Below are 25,283 nucleotides of genomic sequence, written 5' to 3'. Positions count from 1 at the left end.
AATCTTGTCGAACGCCTCTTCAACAAACTCAAGAACTGGCGGCGTATCGCAACTCGATACGACAAAACCAAAGAGTCCTACCTCGGCTTCGTCAATCTCGTCTCAGCCCTGCAATGGATACCCTTTGTCCACGAAACCTAGATAACCGCGATGCTCGTCTTCTAGCCCTCTGTAGAGCTGACTTCGCCACTGATCGTCGTCAACGACATCAAGAAACGTTAGGCTATCGAAAAGCAGGAGATATTGTTTGAGCGTCGAGGAGTCCATGCATCTGGAAAAAGGATAATAAAGTGCGTCGGAACTCATCATGAAGATGCAGCCCTTTAACATAAGTCGAAATGGAAATTTTGATAATATATATAAACAATCCTGATGTCATCTTCTGATCAGGCTGGGTACAACAATTGCGGCAATCTCGTGTGCCCAAGCTCTAAAAGCGGACGGTCGGCACTCTGGGATTAGAATTTTGCGCTGTGCGGCTACAGTGGGGCGCTGCGAGCCGGGCGGCTCCCCCCGGATCGGACAGGCAGCTAACGTGAAAGCTTAGCTCCCGTCAGCCCGTTGGACAGCGATCGGGAGGTGGATTCCCCGCCATTCCCCTCCCGTCACGGGAGGGGAACATTTCCGCTTCTGCTCGCGTCCAGACCGACAGCTATCCCTCCCGCCCAACGCAGCTCTTTCCTACACAGGGCTTTTTCTGTTCTATCCTGCCGGATGAACCAGCCTCTTCCTCCTCCGCCCGCCGCGCCAGCCCGGCGCCCTCGCCGCCAATGGACGCCCGATCGTCAGCGCGCTTCCTCGCCGCGCTGCTCGAAACCGGCAATATCAGCCATGCCGCGCAGATGGTCGGCATGTCCCGTTCCAGCGCCCACCGGCTGCGCGATCGGCTCGCGGGCACCGGCTTCGACCGCTGCTGGGCCAATGCGCTGGCGCTCCACGCCGCGCGCCTGACCGATCCGCTCGCGCCGATCCGCCCCCCCCCTCTACCCGCACAGGGGACCGATCGGTCGGTAAATGTCGCCCGGCTGTCGCCTGACTGTCGCGTCGCTGTCGCTTCGGTGTGACCCCAGTGTCGCTTCAGTGTCGCTTCAGTGTCGCTCCACTGTCGCTTCACCGGCGCGCGACAGGCGCGTTGTCGCCAAAATCGCCCCGAAATCACGACGCATGACGGTTTGAACTTTCAACTGTCGCGTCATTCCCTCCTCGCCCCTAGAGCGATTTCCAAGCAATCGGCATCGATTGCTGATTAAGAAATCACGGCAAAACAAATAACTAGAGCGGTTTCCTTGATTCAACCAGTTCGAAAACCGCTCTAGCCAAGCCCTTGCATGCGCGGCACTAAGGCGACCCCGGCGGCGGGCGACCGTTCGTGCCAGGGCCAGAACAGGGAGCATTTCGTGAACCGACGCCAATTCCTCACCACCAGCGGCGCCACGGCGCTGGCCGCATCCGCCCCGCGCGCCTTTGCGCAGCCGGGATCGCAGGATGCCCGCCTGCGCGCCATGCTGGACGGCTTCTTCTATGAGCGGCTGGACGACAGCCCGGAACAGGCGACCCGCCTTGGCCTCGACACCGGCGCCCGCGCCGCGCTGCGCGGCAAGCTCAGCGACACCAGCGCTGCCGGCGCGGCCCGCGATCTGGCCCGGACCAAGACGCAGGCGAAGCAACTGGCGAGCCTGGACCGCGCAACGCTCAGCCCGGCCAGCCAGCTCGACTATGATGTCGTCGCCTATCAGCTCGACCGCGCGGTCGGTGGCGAACGTTTCGCCTATGGCGAGACGGCGGGCCGCTACGCCCCCTATATCCTGAGCCAGTTGACCGGCTCCTATCGCGAGACGCCCGATTTCCTCGACAGCCAGCACCGGGTGAAGGACGCAGCCGATGCCGACGCCTATCTGGCGCGGCTCGAAGCCTTCCCCGTCAGCATGGATGGCGAGCTGGAGCGGCAGAAGGCGGATGCGGCCAAGGGCGTGTTCGCGCCCGACTATATCCTCGACACCACCATGAAGATGCAGGCGGCGCTGCGCGACCAGCCCGCAGCCCAGACCGTGCTGGTGGCGAGCTTTGCCAAGAAGCTGGCCGCCGCCGGCCTGCCGCCCGAACGCGCGGCGCAGGCGGAAAAGATCGTCGCGGAGAAGGTCTTCCCCGCCGTCGATCGCCAGCGCGCGCTGGTGCAGCAGTTGCGCGCCAAGGCGGTGCATGATGCCGGCTGCTGGCGCCTGCCCGACGGCGAAGCCTTTTACGCGGCCGCCGCCGAAGCCGCGACCACGACCCGGCTGACCGGCGACGAGATTCATCAGATGGGTCTGGATCAAGTTGCCAGCATCTCGTCGCGGATCGACGCGATCCTGAAGGGCGAAGGGATGAGCCAGGGCACGGTCGGCGACCGTCTGGTCGCGCTCAACAAGCGCCCCGATCAACTCTACCCCAATACCGATCCGGGCCGGGAGGCACTGTTGGCGCAGCTCAACAGCCAGATCAAGGCGATGCAGGCGCGGCTGGGCGAGGCGTTCAACACCGTGCCCAAGGCGCCGGTCGAGGTGCGCCGCGTGCCGGTGACAATCCAGGCGGGCGCGCCGGGCGGCTATTATCAGAACGCCTCGCTCGACGGGTCGCGGCCGGCCATCTATTTCATCAACCTGCGCGACACGTTCGACCGGCCCAAGTTCGGCCTTGCGACGCTGACCCATCATGAGGCGGTGCCGGGCCACCATCTGCAGGTGACGGTGGCGCTGGAATCGGATTCGATCCCGATGATCCGCCGCCGCGGCTTCTACAGCGGCTATTCCGAGGGCTGGGCGCTCTATTCGGAACAACTGGCCGACGAGATGGGCATGTACAAGGGCGATCCGCTGGGCCAGGTCGGCTATCTCCAGTCGCTGCTGTTCCGCGCCACCCGGCTGGTGGTCGACAGCGGCATGCATGCCAAGCGCTGGAGCCGCGAGAAGGCGACCGATTACCTGATTGCCACCACCGGCATCGCGCGCGGCCGCAGCCAGGGCGAGATCGACCGCTATACCGTCTGGCCGGGCCAGGCATGCAGCTACAAGATCGGCCATACGGTGTGGAACGACCTGCGTGAGCAAGTGAAGAAGGCGCAGGGCGACAAGTTCGACCTCAAGCAGTTCCATGAGGTGCTGACGCTGGGCGCGATGCCGCTCGACATATTGAAGCAGGCGGTGCGCCAGCGGGCGGGGATCGTCTAAAACCAATATGCAAAAAACGGCCCGGTGGTGCGCCACCGGGCCGTCGAGGGTCCTTCCACCCAAATCGCGAAGGGAGTGTCGAAGTCCCCGCGAACTGGCTGTCTTCACGGCCCCGGCCGCGAAACCCTAATCTTCCATGCTTGTTACGCTTGCGGAACCCATCTTCCCGACAAGCATCGGGATATCGCCGGGAAGATGGGGCGCCTGCGGTGTTTAGGCCGCAAACTGGTTCCCCCGCGGCCTTTAGGCCGCGAATTGATTCATCGTGTTGTGGGCGCCGCCGGCCTTGAGCGCGGCTTCGCCGGCGAAATATTCCTTATGGTCGTCGCCAATGTCGGAGCCGGCCATATTCTGGTGCTTCACGCAGGCGATGCCCTGGCGGATTTCCTGCCGCTGAACGCCCTTGACGTAGCCCAGCATGCCGGCCTCGCCGAAATATTCCTTCGCGAGATTGTCGGTGCTGAGCGCGGCGGTGTGATAGGTCGGCAGGGTGATGAGGTGGTGGAAGATGCCTGCCTGCGCCGCCGCATCCTTCTGGAAGGTGCGGATGCGCTCGTCCGCCTCGACGCCGAGGTCGGTGGCGTCATAGTCCGCGCTCATCAGCCTCGCCCGGTCATAGGCGGCAAGGTCGCGACCTTCCTTCTCCCAGGCGTCGAACACCTGCTGACGGAAGTTCAGCGTCCAGTTGAAGCTGGGCGAATTGTTATAGACCAGCTTGGCGTTGGGGATGACCTCGCGGATGCGGCTGACCATGCCGCCGATCTGGCCGATATGCGGCTTTTCGGTTTCGATCCACAGCAGGTCGGCGCCGTTCTGGAGCGCGGTGATGCAGTCCAGGACGCAGCGATCCTCGCCGGTGCCGGCACGGAACTGATAGAGGTTCGACGGCAGGCGCTTGGGCTTCAGCAATTGCCCGTCGCGGCTGATGAGGACGTCGCCATGGCCGATCGCGGTCGCATCGACGGCATCGCAATCAAGGAAGCCATTATACAGGTCGCCAATGTCGCCGGCTTGCCGGGTGAAGGCGATCTGCTTGGTGAGGCCGGCGCCCAGCGAGTCGGTGCGCGCGACGATCACGCCGTCGTCGATCCCGAGTTCCAGGAAGGCGTAGCGGACCGCCCGGATCTTCGCGAGGAAGTCCTCATGCGGGACCGTGACCTTGCCGTCCTGATGGCCGCACTGCTTTTCGTCCGAGACCTGATTCTCGATCTGGATGCAGCAGGCGCCAGCCTCGATGAACTTCTTGGCGAGCAGATAGGTCGCCTCGGCATTGCCGAAGCCGGCGTCGATGTCGGCGACGATCGGGACGATATGGGTTTCATGATTGTCGATCTGCTGCTGCAACTTGGCGGCGCGGACCTCGTCCCCTTCCGCGCGAGCCTTGTCGAGATCGCGGAACAGGCCGCCCAGCTCGCGAGCGTCGGCCTGGCGCAGGAAGGTGTAGAGTTCCTCGATCAGCGCGGGGACGCTGGTCTTTTCATGCATCGACTGGTCGGGCAGCGGGCCGAACTCGCTGCGCAGCGCCGCGACCATCCAGCCCGAGAGATAGAGGTAGCGGCCCTTGGTGGTGCCGAAATGCTTCTTGATGGAGATCATCTTCTGCTGGCCGATGAAGCCGTGCCAGCAGCCCAGCGACTGGGTGTAGTTGGCCGGATCGGCATCATAGGCGGCCATGTCGGCGCGCATGATCTTTGCAGTGTAGCGGGCGATGTCGAGGCCGCTCTGGAACCGGTTTTGCAGGCGCATCCGGGCGACGGATTCGGGCGCAATGCCATCCCAATGGCCCTGGCCGCCGATCAGCGTGTCGGCCTTCGCGATTTCACTTTGATAGGTCATATCGTCATTCCCTTGGGGTGAGCTGCAAGAAAGAATGACAGCGAAGTAGACACAGGGAATGGGGTGCGGCACCCCTGCCAAAGTCCAGTTGTCGATCTTTACAAAAATCTGCTGTAAAGTTGTAAAGAGCGTACAGGAGTCGGTGTCATGGCCAAGGATCGTCCCGTCTATATGGGACCGCGATTGCGGCGGCTGCGGCGCGAGCTGGGGCTGACGCAGGCCGACATGGCCAATGATCTGGAGATCAGCGCCTCCTATGTCGCGCTGCTGGAGCGCAACCAGCGGCCGCTGACCGCCGACATGCTGCTGCGGCTGGCGCGGACATACAAGCTGGACATGGCCGAGGTGGCGGGCGACGGCGGCGCGGAACAGACGGCGCGGCTGCAGGCGGTGCTGAAAGACCCGATGTTCGCCGATATCGACCTGCCGCAACTGGCAACCGGCGATGTCGCGGTCAATTATCCCGGCATTACAGAAGCTTTGCTGCGGCTCTATACCAGCTATCGCGAGGAGCATCTGGCGCTGGCGGACCGGGGGGCAGAGGCGGAGCCGCAGGAGGATGGCGCCGATCCGGTGGCGGAGGCGCGGCGCTTCATCGCTGCGCGGCGCAACAGCTTCCCGCTGCTCGACGATGCGGCCGAGAAGTTGGCGGCGGAAGCGGAGGCCGAGGGTGGTTTGTCGGGCTGGCTCAAGGCGCGGCACAATTTGCGGGTGCGGCGATTGCCGTCGGACGTGATGGCGGGATCGATGCGGCGGCTCGACCGGCATCGCGACGCGGTGCTGCTGGACGATGCGCTGGACGGCGCCAGCTCGGCCTTTCAACTGGCGTTGCAGATCGCCTATCTGGAGATGCGCAAGGGCTTCGACGCGCTGCTCAAGGACGGGCAGTTCGCCAGCGAAAGCGGGCGGCGGCTCGCCCGGCGGGCGCTGGCCGGCTATGGCGCGGCGGCGATATTGATGCCCTATACCGCCTTCGCCAAGGCGGTGGAGGCCAAGCGCTATGATGTCGAGGCGCTGGCCCGGCAGTTCGGCGTCAGCTTCGAGCAGGCGGCGCACCGGCTTACCACGTTGCAGAAGCCGGGGCAGGAGCGCGTCCCCTTCTTCTTCCTGCGGGTCGACCAGGCCGGCAATGTCTCCAAGCGGCTGGACGGGGCCGGCTTTCCCTTTGCCCGCCATGGCGGTTCCTGCCCGCTCTGGTCGGTGCATCGCGTGTTCGAGACGCCGCGCGAGGTGGTGACGCAATGGCTGGAACTGCCCGACGGCCAGCGCTTCTTCTCGATCGCGCGCACCGTCACCGCCGGCGGCGGCAGTTGGGGTGCGGCGAAGGTGGAGCGGGCGATCGCGCTATGCTGCGCGGCCGACCATGCCCATCGGCTGGTCTATAGCCAGGATGCGCCGCCCCCCGCGCCAACGCCGATCGGCGTAACCTGTCGCCTGTGCCACCGCAGCCAGTGCATGGCCCGGTCCGCCCCGCCGATCGGCCGCGACATGCTGCCCGACGATTATCGGCGGACGCGGGCGCCGTTCGGCTTTGCCGATGGTTAGGCAGATGGGGCGCTTACCTGCCTCCGTTCATTTCGAGCTTGTCGAGAAACGGGGTGAAGCGGGACATGAAGGTCGGCGCTTGCCGCTTCTCGACAGGCTCGAAGCGAACGGATTGGGGGGGTGGGCTCTGATGGATGAGGAAATGCCGCCGATGGGGGCACCGCAGAGCCTCTCGAAGCGATCGCTGGCGATTGCCGGGCTGTCGACCATCGTCGAATGGTATGACTTCACCCTGTATCTCTATCTCGCCACCTTGTTGTCACGCATCTTCTATGGCGGCGGCGCGGCGGGTGTGGGCCATGTGCTGGCAGGCTTTGCGATCGCCTATCTGATGCGGCCGCTGGGCGCGATATTCTTCGGCCATATCGGCGATCGCCATGGCCGGCGGCCGACCATGTTGCTGTCGATGGCGCTGATGAGCGCGGCGATGCTGGCGACCGCGCTGTTGCCGACCCAGGCGCAGGCCGGGGCGACGGCGGGCTGGCTGCTGCTGGCGCTGCGCTGTGTCATGGCCTTCTCGGTCGGGGGCGAATATACCGGCGTCGTCGCCTATCTGCTGGAAGGGGCGCCGCCCGGCCGGCGGGGCCTCATCACGTCCCTGGCGTCGGCGGCGAGCGAGGTCGGCGGGTTGCTGGCAGTGGCGCTGTCCGCCCTGACCGTGGCGCTGCTGGACGAGGCGGCACTGGCCGACTGGGGCTGGCGCATGCCCTTTCTGGTTGGCGCGGGACTTGCGGCGCTCATCCTGCTGGCGCGGTCGCGGATCGAGGAATCGCCCGATTTCCTGGCGCAGCGCGCCCGTGGCAGCATCCCGGCCCAGCCGTTGCGCCTCAGTCTGCGCGCCTATAGGCCGGCGATCGGCCGCGGCTTTGCCATTTCGGCGCTGGGGTCGATCACCTATTATGTCGGCATCGTCTATGTGCCGAGCTTCCTGATCGGGACCGGCCGCATGGGCGAGGCCGATGCGCTGACACTCTCGACGCTGGCGGCGCTGGTGGTGATCCTGGTGACGCCGCTGGTCGGTGCCTTGTCCGACCGGATCGGCCGGCGGCCGGTACTGGTCGCGCTGGCGCTGGCCGGCGTGGCGCTGCCGGCCCTGCTCTTTGCCCTGATGGCGCAGGGCAGCGCATTGGGCGGCGCGCTGGTCGGTGCGATCCTGCTGGCGGCGCTGGGCGGGGCGGTGAGCGCGGTCGGCGCCGTGACCACGGCCGAGCAATTTCCCGGCGAAGGGCGGCTGAGTGGCCTCGCCTTTGGCGCCACCGGCGCGACCGCCCTGTTCGGCGGCCTCACCCCCTATTTGTCGCATCAGTTGACGCAGGCGAGCGGATGGGCGTCGGCGCCCGGATGGCTGATCGCGATCGTCGCGCTCGGCGTATTGCCGGTGCTATGGCGCCTGCCCGAAAGCGCGCCAAAGCGCCACAGCCCCGCTGAGCCCCCTTCCCGCATGGCTCTCTCTCCGCTAGCGCATGCGCCACAAAAGAAAGGGGAGCATCCTTAATGCGTTTGACGATTTCGCTGGCCGCGCTCGCGCTGGCCATCATGCCCATGGCCGTGCAGGCCCAGGACGGGGACAAGAAGAAGGATGAGGCACCGGCCGCCGAAGCTGGCGTGCCCGCCCCCAATGTCTCGGTCACCCATCATAAGGGCGTGTTCGGCGGCAAGGCGATCAGCTACACCGCGACCACCGGCGAAACCTATCTGAAGGACAAGGACGGCAAGCCGCTCGCGGCCATCTATGCCACCTCCTATGTCAAGGATGGCGGCGACAAGAAGCGCCCGATCACGTTCCTCTATAATGGCGGTCCGGGCTCGGGCTCGCTCTGGCTGCACATGGGCGCCTTCGGCCCCAAGCGCGTGGTGCTGCCCGACGCACAGGATGACGGCGCGCCGCCCTATCCGCTGGTCGACAATGCCGAATCGCTGCTGGACGTCACCGACCTCGTCTTCATCGATCCGGTCGGCACCGGCTTTTCCCATGCCATCGGCAAGAAGGATCCCAAGGATTATTGGGGGGTGTCGGCCGACGCAAAGTCGATCGCCGAATATATCCGCCTGTGGCTCAATGAGAATGGCCGCTGGTCCTCGCCCAAATATATCGGTGGTGAAAGCTATGGCACCACCCGTTCGGTCGCGCTGATCAACGAGCTGGAGGGCAGCTATAACGACGTCGCGGTCAACGGCATCATCCTGATCTCGTCGATCCTCGACTTCGGCGCATCGGCCGAGGTGCAGGGCAATGAAATGCCCTATATCCTCAACCTCCCCTCGATGGCGACGACCGCCTGGTATCACAAGAAGATGGGCAATCCGCCCGCCACCGTGGCCGAAGCCGCGCAGCAGGCCCGCGCCTTCGCGATCGGCCCCTATGCCGCCGCGCTGCTGAAGGGCAACCAGTTGTCGGACCAGGAACGCGCCAGCGTCCGTGCCGAACTGGCCCGCCTCACCGGCCTGTCGGAGCAGTTTGTCGACCATGCAGAACTGCGCATTTCGCCGGGCCGTTTCTACAAGGAATTGCTGCGCGATCGGGGCGTCTCCATCGGTCGCCTCGACACCCGCTATACCGGCAAGGATTATGATGCGGCCGGCGAGGAGCCGGACAATGACCCCAGCTTCTACGCGATCGACGGCGCCTATACCGCGGCGATGAACAGCTATGCCCGCGACGAGCTGAAGTACAAGACCGACCGCAGCTATGTGACGATCGGCGGGGTCAGCGGCTGGGACTGGAAGCTGCAGGGCCAGCGCGGCCGCGACAGCGAAGTTTACGCCAGCGTCGCCCCTTATCTCAGCAAGGCCTTGCGCGAGAATAGCGGGCTCAAGGTGTTCGTCGGCCAGGGCTGGTATGATTTCGCCACCCCCTTCTTCGGCGCCGAATATGCGATGAGCCGCACCGGCTTCGATCCCGCGCGGATCCAGTATCATTATTATGATGCCGGCCACATGATGTATGTCCGCCCCGACGACCTGCGCAAGCTGAGCGCGGATATCCGGGCGTTCATCTCGCAGCGATGATGATGCCGCCCGCCCGGAAATCAGCCGGGCGGGCGCTGTCTTCGGCTTCGAGGCCATCCATCGTGCTTCCTGCCCGCTTATAGGCATTTCACACGAATATATTCGCTGCCGCCCGTCCGATAATATGCATTCCAGAACAAGGGTCGCTTTGTCTTTTCACAGGGGCAAGGGGCGTTGGCGCGACAATCGGACCATGCAGGCCCAAGCGGGCGATCGTTACGCGCGTCGATGCTGACGGCGCTTCTCGCAACCGTCGCACCGTCGCAAGTCCGCGCCCAGGAAAGCGCCGACATCTCCCCGCTCGCACATGGTTCAGGCGAAACGGCATCGCCTGCCGCCCTGACCGTGAACGAGACCATCTCCTTCGATCTCGCCAGCCTCACGCCGGAAAAAAAGCCGGAAACCGAACTGCCGGACAGTGTCGGTCCATCCATCGTCGTCGATACAGATAGCCCGGCTGCAATCGATCCCGACCGCTATCGCTCGCTCGGCAGCCGGATGGCGGCGGCCAAATGGGAAACATTGGGGCTCTTCGCCTATATCACCGCCACCCAGGCCTATTGGACCGACGACACGACATCCTTTCACGTCAAGGATGAAGGATGGTTCGGCAAGAACACCAACAATCTTGGCATCGACAAGCTGACGCACGCCTTCAATGCCTATCTCTTCGCCGAATTTCTGGGCGCGCGCATCGCCCGCAAGACCGGCGACCGGGCAGCGGCCGCCTTGCCGGCGGCCCTGCTGTCGACCGCGCTGCAATTCTACGGCGAATTATGGGATGGGCATAAGAGCGACAGCGGCTTTTCCTACCAGGATATCGCCTTCAATACTGCCGGTGCCGCTTTCTCGGTGCTGCGTCACACCGTACCGGGGCTGGAGGAGAAGCTGGATTTCCGGCTGATGATGGTGCCCAATTCCAACGTCTACAGCTTCAAGGGGAAGCGCCATTATGAACAGCAGCATTTCCTGCTGTCGCTCGAACTGGCCGGGTTCAGGAAATTGGAAGCGAGCCCTTTGCGGCTCGTCGAATTGCAGGTCGGCTATCGCGGCAAGGATTTCACCCTCGCCGACCGCGCCGCCGGCATCCCCCCGAAACGCGACATCTTCTTCGGCGTCGCGCTCAACATCAAGCAACTCTTCTTCAAGAACAGCCGGTCGCGCGTCGGCCGCATGATCGGCAGCGGCCTCAACTATTTCCAGCTCCCCTATACCGGCATCTATGACTATTATTGAACCTTGCCGCGCGCGCAGGCCAGCACCGTAACAATCCCCCTTTAACGCCCGTAAAATCCCCCTATGCTCCTGCCCAGCAAGGGAGATTCAATCATATGCGCCACGCGCTCACGGCCTTTCTGGCCGCTGTCAGCTTTTCGTCCATCGCCGTCGCCCAAACCCCGGCTGCGCCGCCGCCGGCTCAGCCGGCCATGGTCCAGCCTACCCCCACGCCGCAGAGCGAACTGCCTGGCCTGATCGCCAGGGACATGGAGGGGCTGATGACCCTCTATCGCGACCTGCATGCCAATCCCGAGCTTTCGCTGCAGGAGGTGAACACCGCCGCCAAGCTGGCCAAGCGACTGAAAGCGATGAAGTTCGACGTGACCGAGAAGGTCGGCGGCACCGGCGTCGTCGCGGTGATGAAGAATGGCTCGGGCCCCGTGCTGCTGATCCGCGCCGATATGGACGGCCTGCCGGTGGTCGAGCAGACCGGCCTCGACTTCGCGTCCAAGGTCCGCACCAAGACGCCCGAGGGGGTCGAAACCGGCGTGATGCACGCCTGCGGCCATGACACCCACATGACCGCCTTCATCGAGACCGCCAAGCTGCTGTCCAGCCAGAAGGACAAGTGGAAGGGCACGCTGGTGATGATCCTCCAGCCGGCCGAGGAAGTGGGCAAGGGCGCCCGCGACATGCTGGAGGACGGGCTCTACACCCGCTTCCCGCGCCCGACCCATGCCATCGCCTTCCATGATGCCGCCAATCTCCAGGCCGGCGTCGTCGGCTATACGCCGGGCTATGCCCTCGCCAATGTCGACAGCGTCGATATCGTGGTGAAGGGGCTGGGCGGCCATGGCGCCTATCCGCAGACGACCCGCGACCCGATCGTGCTGGGTTCGCGCATCGTCACCTCGCTGCAGACTCTGGTCAGCCGCGAACAGGATCCGCAGGATCCCGCCGTCGTCACCGTCGGCAGCTTCCAGGCGGGCGCCAAGCACAACATCATCCCCGACCAGGCGCTGCTGCTGTTGACCGTGCGCAGCTATTCGGACGAGACCCGCGCCAAGCTGATCAAGGGGATCGAGCGGATCGCCCGTGGCGAGGCGATTGCGGCGGGCGTGCCCGACGACAAGATGCCGGTCGTCAGCGTCAAGGACGAGTTCACCCCGTCCACCTATAACCCGCCCGAATTTGCCGAACAGATGGGCGCGCTGCTCAAGGGGCATTTCGCCGAGGGCCGCGTGGTCAAGACCCCGGCGGTGATGGGCGGCGAGGACTTCGGCCGCTTCTACCGTGCCGACAAGTCGATCAACAGCTTCATCTTCTGGGTCGGCGGCGTGCCGGCGGACAAGATGGCAGCGGCGCAGGCTGGCCAGATCACCCTGCCCTCGCTGCACAGCCCGTTCTGGGCGCCGGAGGCCGACAAGGTGATCGCCACCGCCAGCGAGGCGATGACCGTCCTCGCCATGGATATCCTGAAGAAGGATTGAGCTTATGCGCTGGCCGCGCAGCGGCGCCGATGGACCTCCATCAGCGCCAGCGCGGTCAGCGCCACGCCCAGCCCCAGGATCATGTCGATCAGATAATGGGTGCCCTCGACCGGCGTGGACAGCAGCATCGCCGCGTTGAGCGCGACGATCGGCCAGCGCAGCGCTGCGATCCGCCAGCCCGCCGCGATATACAGCACCGCCGCCGCGGTATGGAAGCTGGGCGCCGACACGATGCCGCGCAACTGCCCAGATCGACGGCATGGACCGCATGCGTCCGCAGCGCCGGGATCAGCCCCTGCTGCCACAGCTCGCTTTCGGGCATGTAGCGGATCGGTTCGTGCCACAGATAGGAGAATGGCCCAACCGCCGGCATCAGGCTGAACAGGATCAGGGTGATGACCGCCGCCAGCCAGAAGGTCGCGATGAAGCGCCAGGCCCGTTCCTGCTCACCCGCCCGCGCCATGCACCATAGCAGCAGGGCCGGCGTCACATAGATGCTGCGATAGGCGGCCGTTTCCAGGAACTGGAGTGTCCGGTGCGACGCCGTCAGCCGATACCAATGGAGCCAGTCGAACCCCAGCGCCGCGTCGATCCGCTGCAAGGTCGCGTCGGCATAGCCATGGGTCAGCGCCGCCACGGGATAGCTGGCCGCCGCCCCCATGACCGAGATCAGCGTGAACAGGCCGACATAGGTGGCAAATGGCGCCACCGTCCCGGCATGACGCCAGCCGCTGCGCGGCAGGCCGAAGCGCAGCGCCAGCAACAGCGCCGCCGCCGCGCCATAGGCGATGCTGCTCGGCTGCCAGAAATCGATGCGCAGATCCGCCATGTCCAGCAGCAGGGCGAGCAGCAGCATGCTCCCGCCCAGCGCCGCCAGAAAATGCCGCCGGATCGCCAATGGCCGCGTGACGATCGGCACCGGACGCGCCGTCTGCGCGGCAACAGGCTCAGCCAGAGGCCAGGAGGTTTCGATCGACGGCATCACGCATATGTCCGGGAAGAAAGGCGGAAAGGCCGCCCTTCCGCCTCCCGTGCTTAAGCTGCGATGAACCGTTGCATGGCGCCCCTGTCAGGGCTGCAACAACCACCCCGCGCCACCGCCCAGCGCGATGATCGCCGGCATGCTCCACCGCCCCTTGATCCGCCAGGCGCAGAGCGCGCCGACCAGCAGGATCAGGCCCGCCGCCCAGAGCCGGTCCGCCCGCATCGCCGCCGCCCAACCCAGTTGCACCAGGGTCGCCGCGATCACCCCGACCACCGCCGCCGCGACCCCGGCCAGCAGATGGTGGAGCGCCGGATTTTCGACCAGCGCTTCCAGCCGCTCATAGAAGATCAGGGAAAAGGCGAAGGCTGGCAGGAACATGCCCGCCGTGATCGCCAGCGCGCCGCCCAGCCCCCCGGCCATATAGCCGGCAAAGGTCGCGAAGATCACCAAGGGCGCCGGCAATATGCCGGCGAGCGCCACCCCGTCGAGGAACAGCCCGTCCGACAGCCAGCCGCGCCCGACCGTATCGCCGCGCACATAGGGAATGGCGGTATAGGCGCCGCCAAAGGTGAGCAGCCCGCCCTTCAGCCCGGCAATGAACAGCAGCAGCATGTCGGGTCGCGCGGCACCAACCACAATCGGGATCGGCGCGACCGCCACTGTCCCCTTGTGCAGCAGCAACGCCAGCATGACCGCCCCGACCAGCACTGCGCCGATCAATATGGGCCGTGCGCGAAAGGCATGGACCAGCCCCGCCGCCAGCAACGGAATCCAGAAAGGGGTGCCGAGCAAAGTCGCGGCAAAGGCGCCCACCGCCAGCGCCCAGAGCAACCGGTCCTCCAGCACATGGCCGCCGATCCGCTGCACCGCGCGCGCAATGATCGCCAGCACCACCAGCTGAATGCCGAACAGCACCGGTAGCGCCCAGCCCGCGCCGGCGATCCAGTCGCGATAGAGCCAGGCGGCGACCAGCATCAGCAGCAGACCGGGCAGCATGAAGCCCAACCCCGCCAGCAGCCCGCCGATCCGGCCGCGCGCCATCATGCCCATATGGACGCATAGTTCATGGGCTTCGGGGCCGGGCAATATCTGCATCACCGCCAGCAAACGGTTGAAGCGCGGCCCGGACAGCCAGCGCTCCTCCTCCACCAAGGTCTGGCGCAGCATGGCGATCTGCGCGACCGGCCCGCCAAAGGCCAGGCAGCCAAAGCGCAGGAATTTCAGGAACAGCGGGAAAAGGCGGATCGGCGGTGGGCCATCATCCAGTGTCGTCATCGTCATCGGCTCCTGCCGCAGGCGCGGCGCAGGGAGCGGAACTTGGACGATCATCGCCTGAACGGGCGCCCGCACGGCCCGTTGGCGCTCATCATAGCATCGCGCGCCGCGAAGAAAAGAGGCGGCGCAACAGGATGGAGCGGCCTTTCAGCCGCCCCTCCCGAACGGACGATCAGGCGCCGAAGCCGCCGTCGATCGTGTGCATGGCACCGGTGATGATGCCCGCTTCCGGCCCCGCCAGATAGGCGGCCAGCCCGGCAATTTCCTCGCCCGTGGCATGGCGCTTGATCGCCATGAAGCCGTGCATGGTGGCGCTCATCGGACCATCGGCCGGGTTCATGTCGGTATTGGTCGGGCCGGGCTGGATGATGTTGACGGTGATGCCGCGCGCGCCGAAGTCGCGGGCGAGACCTCGGGCCATGCCCTGCAGCGCCGACTTGGTCAGCGCATAGGCCGCGCCGCCCTCGAACGGCATGCGGTCGCCATTGACCGAACCGATGACGATGATGCGACCACCGTCGTTCATCTGCCGCGCCGCCTCGACCGCCGCATGATAGGGCGCGCGGACATTGATATCGATCATCCGGTCGACCGCATCGGCGTCCAGCGTCAGCGGATCGCCCAGCACCAGCGTGCCGGCATTGACGACCAGCACGTCGAGCGCGCCCTCGCCCGCCACCACCTCGATCACCGCCTGGCGATCGGCCGCGTCGGAGCGGATGGCACGGGCGCCGACATCGGCGGCAAGCGCGGTGGCGGCATCCTGCGACCCGGCATAGGTGAAGGCGACATCGGCGCCGTCACCGGCAAAGCGCCGCACGATCGCTGCACCGATACCCCGGCTGCCGCCGAGGACGAGGACTTTCTTGGCAGTGAAATCGGTCATGGGACAATTCCTTGCTAAATTTGTAATGATCGCTATATAAATCACCAATCGCGCCCGTCAAGGATTTTTGTAATGACCATTAAAGAAAAAGCCAAGAGCCGGGGCCGCCCGCGTTCCTTCGACGAGGACGCCGCCCTTTCTGCGGCGCAGGCGCTGTTTCATCACCATGGCTATGATGGTGTCGGCGTCGCCGCGCTGGCGCAGGCGATGGGGATCAATCCGCCCAGCCTCTATGCCGCTTTCGGTGACAAGGCGTCCCTGTTCGACCGGGTGCTGGCGCGCTACGCCCGCAATGCCCTGCCGGTGGACGATATCCTTGTGCCCGGCACGCCGCCAGCCACCGCACTTACCGAACTGCTGCGGACCGCCGCGCGCATCTATGCCGCCGACCCGGCCGCGCCGGGCTGCATGGTGCTGGAGGCCGCACGGGGTGCCGACGCCATCGCCGCCGCCCAGGCGCGCTGCTGGAAGGACAAAAGCGTCGACCGGGTCCGGGACTATCTGACCCCCGACCATCCCGACCAGGCGCTGCCGGTCGCCGATTATATGGTGGCGGTCATGTCCGGCCTGTCGTCCGATGCCCGTGACGGCAAGCCGATCGAGCGGCTGCTCGCCATCGCCGACATGGCCGGTCTCGCGCTGGAAGCGGCCCTGGCCCAACCCTGACCTATTGCGGCCGATGCCCCTTGCGCCATTTGGTGAACAGATGGCGCGCCAGCATCAGCGGCGGCATGCGCAGCCAGTGAGACCGCACGAAGAAGGCGAAGACCAGCGCTTTACGCGTCTCCTGCCCCCAGCCATTGCGCGCCAGCAGCCGGCTGATGAAAGCTCGGTCGCTCCAACGCAATTTATAATCGACCTCTATAGGCGCTCGATAGGCTTTGACCTCGGTATCGAAGAGATGACGAGAGAGGCGTAACGCGCGCCAAACTGCTGCGGTCAATTGGTGATGCGCCGCCTTCTCGAAGAGACAGAGGTAAAAATCATCCTGTCGTTCCGACGATTCCTCACAAAGGTAATGAATATCCCACAGGTTGCGCAGCCCCCCCTGCAAATCGCCGTCCGCCAGCAGATGCGCTGCAGCATGACAGACCCGATCCTCAGCCGACAGCATATATAATCCATCGGTTATCAAAACCGCGTCCGTCATCATCGCGGCGGCATCCGGCGTCGGCCGCGCCGTCAGCGGCAGCACGGTATGATGCACGTCGATCATCCGGTCGCGCTCGGTGTGGATCATCGGCGGCAGCTCATGCATCCACTGCCGATAATAGGCGTCGTCATAGGGGTCTTCCTTGACCCATTCCCAGCCGGCCGCGATCAGCGCATCGGCCGCCGCATCGATCCGATCGCGCGGCACCAATATGTCGAGATCGCCGATGAAGCGCCCCCGCCCCGCCGGCAGGCCCGCCGCCGCATAGGCCGTGCCCTTGAGCAGGATCACCGGCAGACCGATTGGCGCCAGCGCCGCCCGCGCCCGGTCCGCTTCCCATATCGCCTGCCGCGCCTCCCGTGCCGCATCCTCCCGTGCATCCGCCAGGATCGGCCGCACCGCATCGGGCACGGCCCGCCCGTCCAGCCGGAAGGCGAGCGTGCCGATCAGCCGCTCCGCCCGCGCCATCGCGATCAGGCTGTTCCAGCCGGCTGCATCCAGCCCCGTAGTCGTCGCCGGATCGCGCAAGGCCCCGACCAGCAGCGCTGCGCTCATGCGATCTCGCTCCACAGCCGGTCGACCATGGCGATCGCCGCCTCGCCCGAGGGGAAGTCGATCGCCCGCGCCGGCACCTGCGCCACGAAGCGCGTCAGCGCGGCGAACGCCGGTTCGCCGAGCGCCACATAATTGGTCGATGCCTGGGTCAGGCGCATGAACACCTCCCCCTGCCCCACCGGCCGTTCCGCCGGCCCCGAACCGAAGCGGGGGAACAGCAACAGCGCCGGCATCCCGCCCTCGCCCATCCGCGCCACAGCATCGGCGCGCGGCACCATATGGCGAATGTCGCCCTTGGCCGTCGCGCCCAGCAGCGGCCCCATACGCGCACCCGGCACCTCGCCCGCGATCACCTCGATCGCCTTGTTCTTGAGCGACACCAGCCGGGGAAAGGGCAATATCGCCCCGCTGTCGAGATCGAGCAGCGCAAACTCGTCCCCCATCAGACGCCAGCCGCGCTCGCCCAGTTGCGCCGCCAGCGTCGACTTGCCCGATCCGGACTCGCCGGTCATCACCAGCACCCGCCCGTCCTTCTCGACGCTCGACGCATGGAGCAGCAGATGTCGGCGCCAGCCCAGCGCCATCTGCAGGTTCATCCCCATTTCCGCTGCCAGCAGCCCATGCGCCAGGCTCATCGGCGCGGCATCGGCCAGGCCATGATCGCCGGTGATGAAGATGGACGGTCGCACCCAGCGCCGGACCGCGCTGGTCGGCTGCAACCGCACGGTGAAATCGGCGATCGCGCCATCGGCATCGGGATAATCGGCATAGAGGCGCTTCAACTGGTCGATCGGCTGCGCCCAGGCGGAAACGATGCGGAAGGTCGCCGGGCCGATGCGCAGGGTCAGGCTGTGCCTCATGCCGGCCGCACCAGTCCGATCCGGTCGAGATAGGCGAGATGCTGACCGATCTCGCCCACCACATCGCCCTCGCCCAGATCATAGAGCAGGGCCAGCCGATCGCGCAGCATCGTTGCGCTCGCCGGCAGGCCGTCGGCCATGGCGTCCAATATCTCGGGCACCGGGCTGATCACCATATGGGTCTGGCCCGACGGGCGATGATAGAGCAGGACGATATCATCCAGCGGCCGGACGATGATCGCCTCCGCCCCTTCTCGACGATAAACTTCTTCCCTGACCACGCGTCCGGCACCTCCATGGCTCCCTCTTGCCCTAAAGCCAAAAGGGTAGCCAAGTGCCTAACGCATCAGGGAAAGGCCTGCAGCGCAACGCCGACCGGAAGCTCCCGCGCGCCGACCGTCATCAGCGCGCGCATATAGGTGTCGAGCGCCCGGTCCAGCCCATGTTCGCGCACCGCCTGCGCCAGCTGCTCGGGCGGCGCGGGATGGGCCAGCGCCCATTCGATCGCACGGGCAAAGCCATCGACATGGCCGACCGGCACCGGCGGATGCTGGCCAGCGGCGGCCAGCAGCGGATGGATATTGCGGGTGCAATCAGTCGCCACCACGCCCGCGCCACAGCCCAGCGCCTCGATCATCGTGCCTGCCAGCCCTTCCCAGCAGGACGGCTGCAACAGCAGGTCCGCTTCGGCAAACAGGCTGGCCATGCGGTGCGGGCAATCGACGAAGCCCAGAAACTCGACCCGGTCCGACAGGCCCAGCCGCGCGCATTGCGCCTCCAGCTGGGCGCGCAGCGGTCCCTGCCCGACGATGCGCAGCCGCCAGTCGCGATTCCGCAATTGCGCCAGCGCGGCCAGCGCGGTCGCCTGATCCTTCTGCGGCGCCAGCCGCCCGACCATCAGCAATTGGGCCGGGCGCTGCGGGCAACAGGCTGTGCCGCGATCGTTGCAGGCCTGTTCCATCAGCCGGGTGACGGTGGGGCGCGGCATCAGCCGCACGTCGCGACCGCCAAGCGGCCCTTCCTCGGCCAGCAATTGCCGATCGGTCTCGCCCATGACGATGGTCATGCTGCAGGCCCTGGCAATCGCGCGAAACCGGGTCTTGCGCGCCCAGGCGGACAGGCCCTGCTGTCCCGGCCGAACGATCGGGTTGGAAATGCGGCCGACCGCGCGGGTCTGCGTGCCCAGCGTCGCGGCGGCGACCAGCATGTTGCTCTGGTTGCCGGCCGAATAGACGACATCGGGCCGATGGCGCCGCACCATCGCGGCCAGCGGCAGGAATTGCGCGATCATCGACAGCCGCCGCACCCAGCGCGGCGCACAGACACGGCGAACCGTCAGGGCCGGGTCGATCATCCCGGCCAGCGGCCCGTCCAGATGCGCCAGCCATAATTCGACCCGCAGGCCGCGCCGATGGAGATGGTTGGCAAGCTGGATCGCGACCCGGTCGAGCCCCCCGTCACCGGGGCGATAGAGATAGACGACCGCGAATGGAGATTGTGCCGCCACCTGGCGTGCATGGAACATGGTGTCGCCCTTGCGCTCGACGGAAATGTCGATGCTTCGACGCCGTCAACGCGGGCGACCCGTAATCGGTTCTTTCAGTTCAACCCGGCTTTGGGGCTTAACGCGGCATTTGCAGCGATGCGAAACAGGTAAAGCCGCTCTGTCCCGACTGGAGGCGGCGAATATAGTTCAGATAGGCCTGATTCTGCTCATAGCTGGTGCCGGGCAGCGGCCGGCCGCGCAATGCCTGCTTGACCTGCTCGCCGGTATAGGTGCGCCCGCTCGCCGGATAGGCGCCCGGCGTTCCCGCCGGCACCATCTGGCCATTGGGCGCGATATAATTGCCCGACCGCGACGGATCGGGCACCGGAATGGTGCAGTTGAGAACAGACGCTGCCGTATTGGCCAATGCCGGGCGGATCGACACGATCGCCGATGCCGCGACCGCGCCGCCCATCAGCAACTGGCGCCGCGAAGGGACGGCCAGATCGGGCACAACGGTATCGTTCGTCGCCTTTTCAGGCTCCACGCTTTCCGGTCCGGGGATGGGCTCGCTCATGTCACAATGTTCCGCTATCGCGCTTGCCAAAGCGTAAATATTGGGCGCTATTCTCTGTAGCCATCGCAGCAAATGCGCGCAAAATCCAGCACGGTAACCATGAATCGACTGACAATTTCTCAGATTACGGCCTCGCTGGCCGTGCTTTTACTCGGCACGGGCGGCGCGCTGATTCTCGGCGGATCGCCGCTCGCCATCGCCCTGCCGGTGCTCGCCGGCCTGATCGTGCTGGTCATCACGGCCGAAGGCGTGCCGGTCGGCCGCGACGTGCCGACGATCGCGCTCGATGCGCCCGACCTGTTCGCCCATCCCGATTTTCCCGGCCTGCTGGAAGCCATTTCCGATCCGCTGATGCTGGTCGAACGGGGCCGGATCGTCCATGCCAACCAGGCCGCCAAACGCCTGCTCGGCAGCCATATCGAGGGGGAGGACGCGCGCATCGCCATCCGCCACCCCGCCGCCGCCGAGCGGCTGGCCAGCGTTGCCCCACTCGCCGAACCGGTGATGATCGAACTGGTGGGCCTGGGCACCCGCGAACAGCGCTGGCAGATGCGCATCGCTTCGGTCGGGGCGGTCGGCGACATGCGCCGCCTCGTCCATCTGGTCGACCATAGCGGCACCTACGCGGCCGAGCGGATGCGCGTCGATTTCGTCGCCAATGCCAGCCATGAACTGCGCACCCCGCTGGCCGGCATATTGGGCTTCATCGAGACGCTGGCCGACCCGGAACTGGGCAAGGATGTCGAAACCCGCAAGCGCTTCCTCAAGATCATGGACGGCGAAGCGCGCCGGATGCAGCGGCTGATCGACGATCTCATCTCATTGAGCCGGATCGAGGCGGAGAAATATCGCCTGCCCGAAGCCGCCGTCGACCTGTCGGAACTGACCGCCGAAGTGGTCGGCGTGTTCCGCACCAGCAATGGCGATCGCGGCCGCGAGGTGGAGATGGAGATCACGCCCGGCCTGCCGGCGATCCAGGGCGACCGCGCCCAATTGTCCCAGCTGATCCACAATCTCGTCGGCAATTCGGTCAAATATGGCCGCCCCGGCACGCCGATCCATGTCACCCTGAGTGAAGGGCCCAGCGGCATGGTGCGCCTGTCCGTGGCGGACGAAGGCGAAGGCATCGGCCCCGATCACCTCCCCCGCCTGACCGAGCGATTCTATCGCGTCGATTCGGGCCGCAGCCGGGCGATGGGCGGCACGGGTCTGGGCCTGGCCATCGTCAAACATATTGTCGAACGGCATCGTGGCCGGCTGGATATTTCCAGCGTCCTTGGAAAAGGCACCAATGTCAGCATCTTGCTGCCCGGCGCCCCGGCCGATGACACGGCGACCAAGACGAGGGCGTAAGAAAATTTCACGCCGAAGACGCGATCCGGCCCCTATGTCATGAAAATGCAATCTGACTGTCACAAAGGCGCGATGGTCCGCGGCTAGGCGCCTCCCTGAGGGGCGCGACATTGCGAATCGCGGCCTGTTAGTTGGAGGTTTCCGTGAAGCAATTCGCCCTTTTCGCCGCGACCGCTGTGGCCGCTCTTTCGCTTGCCGGCTGCGGCGACCAGTCGGGCGGCGGCGCTGGCGCGACCCGTGACCAGATCCGCGCAGTCGGTTCCTCCACCGTCTATCCCTTCGCCACCGCGGTCGCCGAACTGTTCGTGCAGGGCAATCCCGGCATGAAGTCGCCGATCATCGAATCGACCGGCACCGGCGGCGGCATGAAGCTGTTCTGCGCCGGCGTCGGCGCCCAGCATCCCGACATTGCCGACGCCTCGCGCCGCATGAAGAAGGCCGAGTTCGATCAGTGCCAGAGCAATGGCGTGAAGGACATCATCGAGATCCAGGTCGGCGTCGACGGCCTTGCCTTCGCCGAGAGCAAGCAGGGCCCCGGCCTCAAGCTCACCCCCAAGATCGTCTATGAGGCGCTGGCCGCCAATCCCTATGGCAAGGGTCCGAACAAGGCCCAGACCTGGAAGGATGTCGACCCCAGCTTGCCCGCGATCGCCATCTCCGTCTTCGGCCCGCCCTCGACCAGCGGCACCCGCGACTCGCTCGCCGAACTGATCCTGACCAAGGGTTGCGAGACCGACCCGGCGATGGAAGAACTCAAGAAGAAGAGCGAGGACGAGTTCAAGGCCACCTGCACCCGCGTGCGCGAGGATGGCAAATATGTGGACTCGGGCGAGAATGACAATCTGATCGTCCAGAAGTTGGGCGCCAACCCGAACGCCGTCGGCGTCTTCGGCTACAGCTTCCTGGAAGAGAATAAGGACACGCTGAAGGACGTGCCGATCAACGGTATCGAAGCCAGCTACGAGACCGTCTCGACTGGCCAATATCCCGGTGCCCGCCCGCTCTACATCTATGTGAAGAAGGCGCATATGCAGGCGATCCGTGGCCTGCAGGGTTTCCTCGACACCTTCGCTGCCAACTGGAACCCCGACGGTGCGCTGACCAAGCGCGGCATGGTCGCGGCGCCGGAAGACGTGCGCAAGAAGAGCGCGGAAGTCGTCAAGTCGCTCAGCGTCCTCGACGGTTCGCAGCTGAAGTAAGGGCATCATGACCGGTCCTGCAATCCTCCTGCTGCTGGCGGGCCTGGGCGCGATTGCCTGGGTCAGCGCCCGCGCCCGTGCGCTGCGCCTTGCCGGCGTGGCGCGCGCCAGCGGTCGCCGCGACGCGGTACACAGCCTGCCCGGCTATCATGGCTGGTATGTCGCGCTGTGGACGCTGATCCCGGCCGGCATCTTCCTGGCGGTCTGGGCCAATGTCTCGCCCGGCCTCGTCACCCAGTCGGTTCTGGCCGACCCGGCGGCGCAGAGCCTGCCGATGGACGGTTTCTCGCGCTCCGCCATCCTGGGCGAGGCACGGGCGATCGCCACCGGCGCGCAGGCCGGCGCCTTCAATCCGGCCGCCAATGCGCTGGTCGAACCCTATCGCACCGCGCTCAGCCATTATGGCATTGCCGGCGCGGTGCTGGCGCTGGTGCTCGCCTTTGCCGGCGGCGCCTATGCCTTCACCCGCGTCCGTCCGGACTTCCGCGCCCGCACGCGGGTCGAACGACTGGTCATGGCGACGCTGCTGATCGCCTCGCTGATCGCGATCATCACCACGCTCGGCATCGTCGCCTCGCTCTTGTGGGAAAGCTTCCGCTTCTTCTCCATGGTGAACCCGATCGACTTCCTGTTCGGCACCAAATGGAGCCCGCAGTCGGCCGCCATGGGTTATGGCAATGAGGATGCGTTCGGCGCGGTGCCGCTCTTCTGGGGCACGATCTTCATCGGCGCGATCATCGCCATGATCGTCGCCATCCCGCTCGGCCTGATGAGCGCCATCTATCTCACCCAATATGCCAGCCCCACGGTGCGCAAGTGGATGAAGCCGACGCTGGAGATGCTCGCGGGCGTGCCCACGGTCGTCTATGGCTATTTCGCCGCGCTCACCATTGCGCCGGCCCTGCGCGACTTTGCGGTGATGATCGGCATCCATGGCGCTTCTTCGGAAAGCGCGCTGGCCGCCGGCCTCGTCATGGGCGTAATGATCATCCCGTTCGTCTCCTCCATGGCCGATGACAGCATCGCCGCCGTGCCGCAGTCGATGCGCGACGGCAGCCTGGCGATGGGCGCCACCACCAGCGAGACAATCAGCCGCGTGCTGATCCCGGCCGCCCTGCCCGGCGTCGTCGGCGGCGTGCTGCTCGCCGTCAGCCGCGCGATCGGCGAGACGATGATCGTGGTGATGGCCGCCGGTCTGGCTGCCAACCTCACCCTCAACCCCTTTGCCAGCGTGACCACGGTGACGACCCAGATCGTCCAGTTGCTGACCGGCGACCAGGAATTTGACAGCGCCAAGACGCTTGCCGCCTTCGCGCTCGGCCTGGTGCTGTTCATCGTCACCCTGCTGCTCAACATCGTGGCCCTGCGGGTCGTGAAGAAATATCGCGAGGCTTACGAATAATGAGCGCCGAACGCCTCCCCACCGACTGGAAGTCGGACGCCATGCGCAAGCGGATCGCCCGGCGCTATGCCGCCGAACGCCGCTTCAAGGCCGCCGGCATGGCCGCCGTGCTGCTTAGCGCCGCCTTCCTTGCCTTCCTGCTCTTCACCATGGTCGGGAATGGCATGCGCGGTTTCACCCGCACGGAAATCGCCCTCAAGGTCGATTTCCCGGCCTCGCCGCTGCTGCTCGATCCGGCCAACATCACCGATGAAGCGCTGGCCAACGCCAATCTGCCGATGGTGACCAGCACCGTCGCGCAGAAGGCATTGGGCAAGGATGCCGACGCGATGATCTCGCCCAGCGCCTGGATTGCCATCCGCGACGCGATCAAGGCCGATCCCAAGATCCTGGGCCGCACCGAGACGATCGACGTGCCCGCCGCGACCGCGATCGACCTCGCCGCCAAGAGCAAGGGGTCGCCCGAGGCCGAGGCACAGGTCGCGCGCCTGCGTCAGGCCGGCCTGCTCGCCACCGGCATTAACTGGGGCTTCCTGACCGCCAGCGACGGCACCGATCCGACCCAGGTCGGCATCTGGGGCGCGTTCAAGGGGTCGCTGCTGACCATGTTGGTGACGCTGGTGCTCAGCTTCCCGATCGGCGTCGCCACGGCGCTCTATCTGGAGGAATATGCCCGCAAGAGCTGGTGGACCGACATCATCGAAGTGTCGATCAACAATCTGGCGGCCGTGCCCTCGATCATCTTCGGTCTGCTCGGCCTGTCGATCTTCCTCAACCTGCTGCACCTGCCGCGCTCGGCCGCGCTGGTCGGCGGCATGACCCTGGCGCTGATGACCATGCCCGTCATCGTCATCGCCGGCCGCAACGCGATCAAGTCGGTGCCGCCCAGCATCCGCGACGCCGCGCTCGGCATCGGCGCCTCGCCGGTCCAGGTCGTGTTCCAGCATGTGCTGCCGCTGGCCCTGCCCGGCATCCTGACCGGCACGATCATCGGCATGGCCCGCGCGCTCGGCGAAACCGCGCCGCTGCTGATGATCGGCATGCGTGCCTTCATCGCCACGCCGCCCGGCGGCATTGTCGATCCGGCCACCGTGCTGCCGGTGCAGATCTTCCTCTGGTCCGATGAAGTCTCGAAGGGCTTCGTCGAAAAGACCTCGGCCGCCATCATCGTCCTGCTGGCCTTCCTGCTCGCGATGAACGGCCTCGCCATCTACCTGCGCAACAAGTTTGAAAAACGGTGGTAATCAC

21 protein-coding genes and 2 pseudogenes are annotated in these 25,283 nt (G+C 65.7%); 13 read left to right on the top strand and 10 right to left on the bottom strand.

Annotation, left to right across the window (positions count from 1 at the left end):
• The 3 genes and pseudogenes from AC13EK_RS11355 to AC13EK_RS11345 all read left to right on the top strand — a co-directional run.
• Nucleotides 1-141, top strand: a pseudogene (locus AC13EK_RS11355) (IS5 family transposase); the annotation flags it as partial.
• 629 nt (nucleotides 142-770) lie between these two features.
• On the top strand, nucleotides 771-1,064 hold the full coding sequence (locus tag AC13EK_RS11350) for a LysR family transcriptional regulator (protein ID WP_419183507.1): 294 nt from the start codon (nucleotides 771-773) through the stop codon (nucleotides 1,062-1,064).
• Between the two features lie 333 nt (nucleotides 1,065-1,397).
• On the top strand, nucleotides 1,398-3,206 hold the full coding sequence (locus AC13EK_RS11345) for a DUF885 domain-containing protein (RefSeq protein WP_069336157.1): 1,809 nt from the start codon (nucleotides 1,398-1,400) through the stop codon (nucleotides 3,204-3,206).
• Nucleotides 3,207-3,449: 243 nt separating this feature from the next.
• Here AC13EK_RS11345 and AC13EK_RS11340 read toward each other — a convergent pair whose 3' ends face one another.
• Nucleotides 3,450-5,042 (bottom strand): isocitrate lyase, encoded by a 1,593-nt coding sequence (locus tag AC13EK_RS11340; RefSeq protein WP_069336155.1) that lies wholly within the window; start codon nucleotides 5,040-5,042, stop codon nucleotides 3,450-3,452.
• A gap of 147 nt (nucleotides 5,043-5,189) precedes the next feature.
• On the opposite strand from AC13EK_RS11340, the gene AC13EK_RS11335 reads away from it, so the two are divergent.
• From AC13EK_RS11335 to AC13EK_RS11315, 5 genes are all read left to right on the top strand, one after another.
• Nucleotides 5,190-6,587, top strand: a complete 1,398-nt coding sequence (locus AC13EK_RS11335; protein WP_069336154.1) for a helix-turn-helix domain-containing protein — start codon at nucleotides 5,190-5,192, stop codon at nucleotides 6,585-6,587.
• Between the two features lie 151 nt (nucleotides 6,588-6,738).
• The gene (locus AC13EK_RS11330; RefSeq protein WP_419183508.1) at nucleotides 6,739-8,082 is read left to right on the top strand and encodes an MFS transporter; all 1,344 of its coding nucleotides are present in this window, start codon (nucleotides 6,739-6,741) and stop codon (nucleotides 8,080-8,082) included.
• A complete protein-coding gene (locus tag AC13EK_RS11325; RefSeq protein ID WP_069336153.1) occupies nucleotides 8,082-9,596 on the top strand; it encodes a S10 family peptidase in 1,515 nt (504 codons plus the stop codon). Before AC13EK_RS11330 ends, AC13EK_RS11325 begins: the two co-directional genes overlap by 1 nt.
• A 228-nt stretch (nucleotides 9,597-9,824) precedes the next feature.
• The gene (locus AC13EK_RS11320) at nucleotides 9,825-10,832 is read left to right on the top strand and encodes a DUF2279 domain-containing protein (RefSeq protein WP_069336152.1); all 1,008 of its coding nucleotides are present in this window, start codon (nucleotides 9,825-9,827) and stop codon (nucleotides 10,830-10,832) included.
• Nucleotides 10,833-10,927: 95 nt separating this feature from the next.
• A complete protein-coding gene (locus AC13EK_RS11315; protein ID WP_069336151.1) occupies nucleotides 10,928-12,304 on the top strand; it encodes an amidohydrolase in 1,377 nt (458 codons plus the stop codon).
• A gap of 2 nt (nucleotides 12,305-12,306) precedes the next feature.
• Here AC13EK_RS11315 and AC13EK_RS11310 read toward each other — a convergent pair whose 3' ends face one another.
• The 4 genes and pseudogenes from AC13EK_RS11310 to bdcA form a co-directional block, all read right to left on the bottom strand.
• Nucleotides 12,307-12,501, bottom strand: coding sequence for a phosphatase PAP2 family protein (locus tag AC13EK_RS11310; RefSeq protein ID WP_268801828.1), 195 nt, complete (start codon nucleotides 12,499-12,501; stop codon nucleotides 12,307-12,309).
• Nucleotides 12,502-12,662: 161 nt separating this feature from the next.
• Nucleotides 12,663-12,965: pseudogene (locus AC13EK_RS11305) on the bottom strand (phosphatase PAP2 family protein); the annotation flags it as partial.
• A gap of 408 nt (nucleotides 12,966-13,373) precedes the next feature.
• On the bottom strand, nucleotides 13,374-14,564 hold the full coding sequence (chrA, locus tag AC13EK_RS11300) for a chromate efflux transporter (RefSeq protein ID WP_004210883.1): 1,191 nt from the start codon (nucleotides 14,562-14,564) through the stop codon (nucleotides 13,374-13,376).
• 172 nt (nucleotides 14,565-14,736) lie between these two features.
• Nucleotides 14,737-15,450 (bottom strand): SDR family oxidoreductase, encoded by a 714-nt coding sequence (gene bdcA, locus AC13EK_RS11295; RefSeq protein ID WP_069336150.1) that lies wholly within the window; start codon nucleotides 15,448-15,450, stop codon nucleotides 14,737-14,739.
• A gap of 72 nt (nucleotides 15,451-15,522) precedes the next feature.
• Between bdcA and AC13EK_RS11290 the strand changes: the two genes are divergently transcribed.
• Nucleotides 15,523-16,116 carry a TetR/AcrR family transcriptional regulator gene (locus tag AC13EK_RS11290; protein ID WP_069336149.1) on the top strand — a complete coding sequence of 198 codons (594 nt, stop codon included), beginning with the start codon at nucleotides 15,523-15,525 and terminating at the stop codon, nucleotides 16,114-16,116.
• 1 nt (nucleotide 16,117) lies between these two features.
• On the opposite strand, the gene AC13EK_RS11285 is transcribed toward AC13EK_RS11290, so the two are convergent.
• The 5 genes from AC13EK_RS11285 to AC13EK_RS11265 form a co-directional block, all read right to left on the bottom strand.
• Complete coding sequence (locus AC13EK_RS11285; protein WP_069336148.1) at nucleotides 16,118-17,158, bottom strand: nucleotidyltransferase domain-containing protein; 1,041 nt, start codon at nucleotides 17,156-17,158, stop codon at nucleotides 16,118-16,120.
• Entirely contained in the window at nucleotides 17,155-18,018 is an 864-nt protein-coding gene (locus AC13EK_RS11280) for an HprK-related kinase A (RefSeq protein WP_483022202.1), read from the bottom strand. The genes AC13EK_RS11285 and AC13EK_RS11280 overlap by 4 nt, the downstream gene beginning before the upstream one ends.
• Nucleotides 18,015-18,299 (bottom strand): HPr-rel-A system PqqD family peptide chaperone, encoded by a 285-nt coding sequence (locus AC13EK_RS11275; RefSeq protein WP_069336146.1) that lies wholly within the window; start codon nucleotides 18,297-18,299, stop codon nucleotides 18,015-18,017. Before AC13EK_RS11275 ends, AC13EK_RS11280 begins: the two co-directional genes overlap by 4 nt.
• 65 nt (nucleotides 18,300-18,364) lie before the next feature.
• Complete coding sequence (locus tag AC13EK_RS11270; RefSeq protein WP_069336145.1) at nucleotides 18,365-19,543, bottom strand: glycosyltransferase; 1,179 nt, start codon at nucleotides 19,541-19,543, stop codon at nucleotides 18,365-18,367.
• 97 nt (nucleotides 19,544-19,640) lie between these two features.
• Nucleotides 19,641-20,081, bottom strand: coding sequence for a hypothetical protein (locus AC13EK_RS11265; RefSeq protein ID WP_069336144.1), 441 nt, complete (start codon nucleotides 20,079-20,081; stop codon nucleotides 19,641-19,643).
• 99 nt (nucleotides 20,082-20,180) lie between these two features.
• Here AC13EK_RS11265 and AC13EK_RS11260 point away from each other — a divergent pair, with 99 nt between their 5' ends.
• The 4 genes from AC13EK_RS11260 to pstA all read left to right on the top strand — a co-directional run bounded on the left by AC13EK_RS11260 (nucleotide 20,181) and on the right by pstA (nucleotide 25,279).
• Nucleotides 20,181-21,434, top strand: coding sequence for an ATP-binding protein (locus AC13EK_RS11260; protein ID WP_069336143.1), 1,254 nt, complete (start codon nucleotides 20,181-20,183; stop codon nucleotides 21,432-21,434).
• Between the two features lie 143 nt (nucleotides 21,435-21,577).
• Nucleotides 21,578-22,633: a substrate-binding domain-containing protein gene (locus AC13EK_RS11255; protein WP_017499005.1), complete on the top strand. Its 1,056-nt coding sequence runs from the start codon at nucleotides 21,578-21,580 to the stop codon at nucleotides 22,631-22,633.
• 7 nt (nucleotides 22,634-22,640) lie between these two features.
• Nucleotides 22,641-24,035, top strand: coding sequence for a phosphate ABC transporter permease subunit PstC (gene pstC, locus AC13EK_RS11250; RefSeq protein WP_004210867.1), 1,395 nt, complete (start codon nucleotides 22,641-22,643; stop codon nucleotides 24,033-24,035).
• Nucleotides 24,035-25,279 (top strand): phosphate ABC transporter permease PstA, encoded by a 1,245-nt coding sequence (pstA, locus tag AC13EK_RS11245; RefSeq protein WP_069336142.1) that lies wholly within the window; start codon nucleotides 24,035-24,037, stop codon nucleotides 25,277-25,279. The genes pstC and pstA overlap by 1 nt, the downstream gene beginning before the upstream one ends.
• Nucleotides 25,280-25,283 lie beyond the last annotated feature (4 nt).

It is taken from the genome of Sphingobium sp. L-44 (assembly GCF_056859495.1).
The sequence above is the reverse complement of the archived record's forward strand: the minus strand, read 5'-3'. Positions and strand labels throughout refer to the sequence as shown.

What these genes read in the sequence shown, in the direction of transcription:
- AC13EK_RS11330 (WP_419183508.1), top strand. Translation starts at nt 6,739, where the DNA reads ATGGGGGCACCGCAGAGCCTCTCGAAGCGATCGCTGGCGATTGCCGGG.
- AC13EK_RS11350 (WP_419183507.1), top strand. Translation starts at nt 771, where the DNA reads ATGGACGCCCGATCGTCAGCGCGCTTCCTCGCCGCGCTGCTCGAAACC.
- AC13EK_RS11260 (WP_069336143.1), top strand. Translation starts at nt 20,181, where the DNA reads ATGAATCGACTGACAATTTCTCAGATTACGGCCTCGCTGGCCGTGCTT.
- AC13EK_RS11320 (WP_069336152.1), top strand. Translation starts at nt 9,825, where the DNA reads ATGCTGACGGCGCTTCTCGCAACCGTCGCACCGTCGCAAGTCCGCGCC.
- AC13EK_RS11280 (WP_483022202.1), bottom strand. Translation starts at nt 18,018, where the DNA reads ATGAGGCACAGCCTGACCCTGCGCATCGGCCCGGCGACCTTCCGCATC.
- bdcA (WP_069336150.1), bottom strand. Translation starts at nt 15,450, where the DNA reads ATGACCGATTTCACTGCCAAGAAAGTCCTCGTCCTCGGCGGCAGCCGG.
- pstC (WP_004210867.1), top strand. Translation starts at nt 22,641, where the DNA reads ATGACCGGTCCTGCAATCCTCCTGCTGCTGGCGGGCCTGGGCGCGATT.
- AC13EK_RS11265 (WP_069336144.1), bottom strand. Translation starts at nt 20,081, where the DNA reads ATGAGCGAGCCCATCCCCGGACCGGAAAGCGTGGAGCCTGAAAAGGCG.
- AC13EK_RS11340 (WP_069336155.1), bottom strand. Translation starts at nt 5,042, where the DNA reads ATGACCTATCAAAGTGAAATCGCGAAGGCCGACACGCTGATCGGCGGC.
- AC13EK_RS11270 (WP_069336145.1), bottom strand. Translation starts at nt 19,543, where the DNA reads ATGTTCCATGCACGCCAGGTGGCGGCACAATCTCCATTCGCGGTCGTC.
- pstA (WP_069336142.1), top strand. Translation starts at nt 24,035, where the DNA reads ATGAGCGCCGAACGCCTCCCCACCGACTGGAAGTCGGACGCCATGCGC.
- AC13EK_RS11285 (WP_069336148.1), bottom strand. Translation starts at nt 17,158, where the DNA reads ATGAGCGCAGCGCTGCTGGTCGGGGCCTTGCGCGATCCGGCGACGACT.
- AC13EK_RS11335 (WP_069336154.1), top strand. Translation starts at nt 5,190, where the DNA reads ATGGCCAAGGATCGTCCCGTCTATATGGGACCGCGATTGCGGCGGCTG.
- AC13EK_RS11325 (WP_069336153.1), top strand. Translation starts at nt 8,082, where the DNA reads ATGCGTTTGACGATTTCGCTGGCCGCGCTCGCGCTGGCCATCATGCCC.
- AC13EK_RS11290 (WP_069336149.1), top strand. Translation starts at nt 15,523, where the DNA reads ATGACCATTAAAGAAAAAGCCAAGAGCCGGGGCCGCCCGCGTTCCTTC.
- AC13EK_RS11315 (WP_069336151.1), top strand. Translation starts at nt 10,928, where the DNA reads ATGCGCCACGCGCTCACGGCCTTTCTGGCCGCTGTCAGCTTTTCGTCC.
- chrA (WP_004210883.1), bottom strand. Translation starts at nt 14,564, where the DNA reads ATGACGACACTGGATGATGGCCCACCGCCGATCCGCCTTTTCCCGCTG.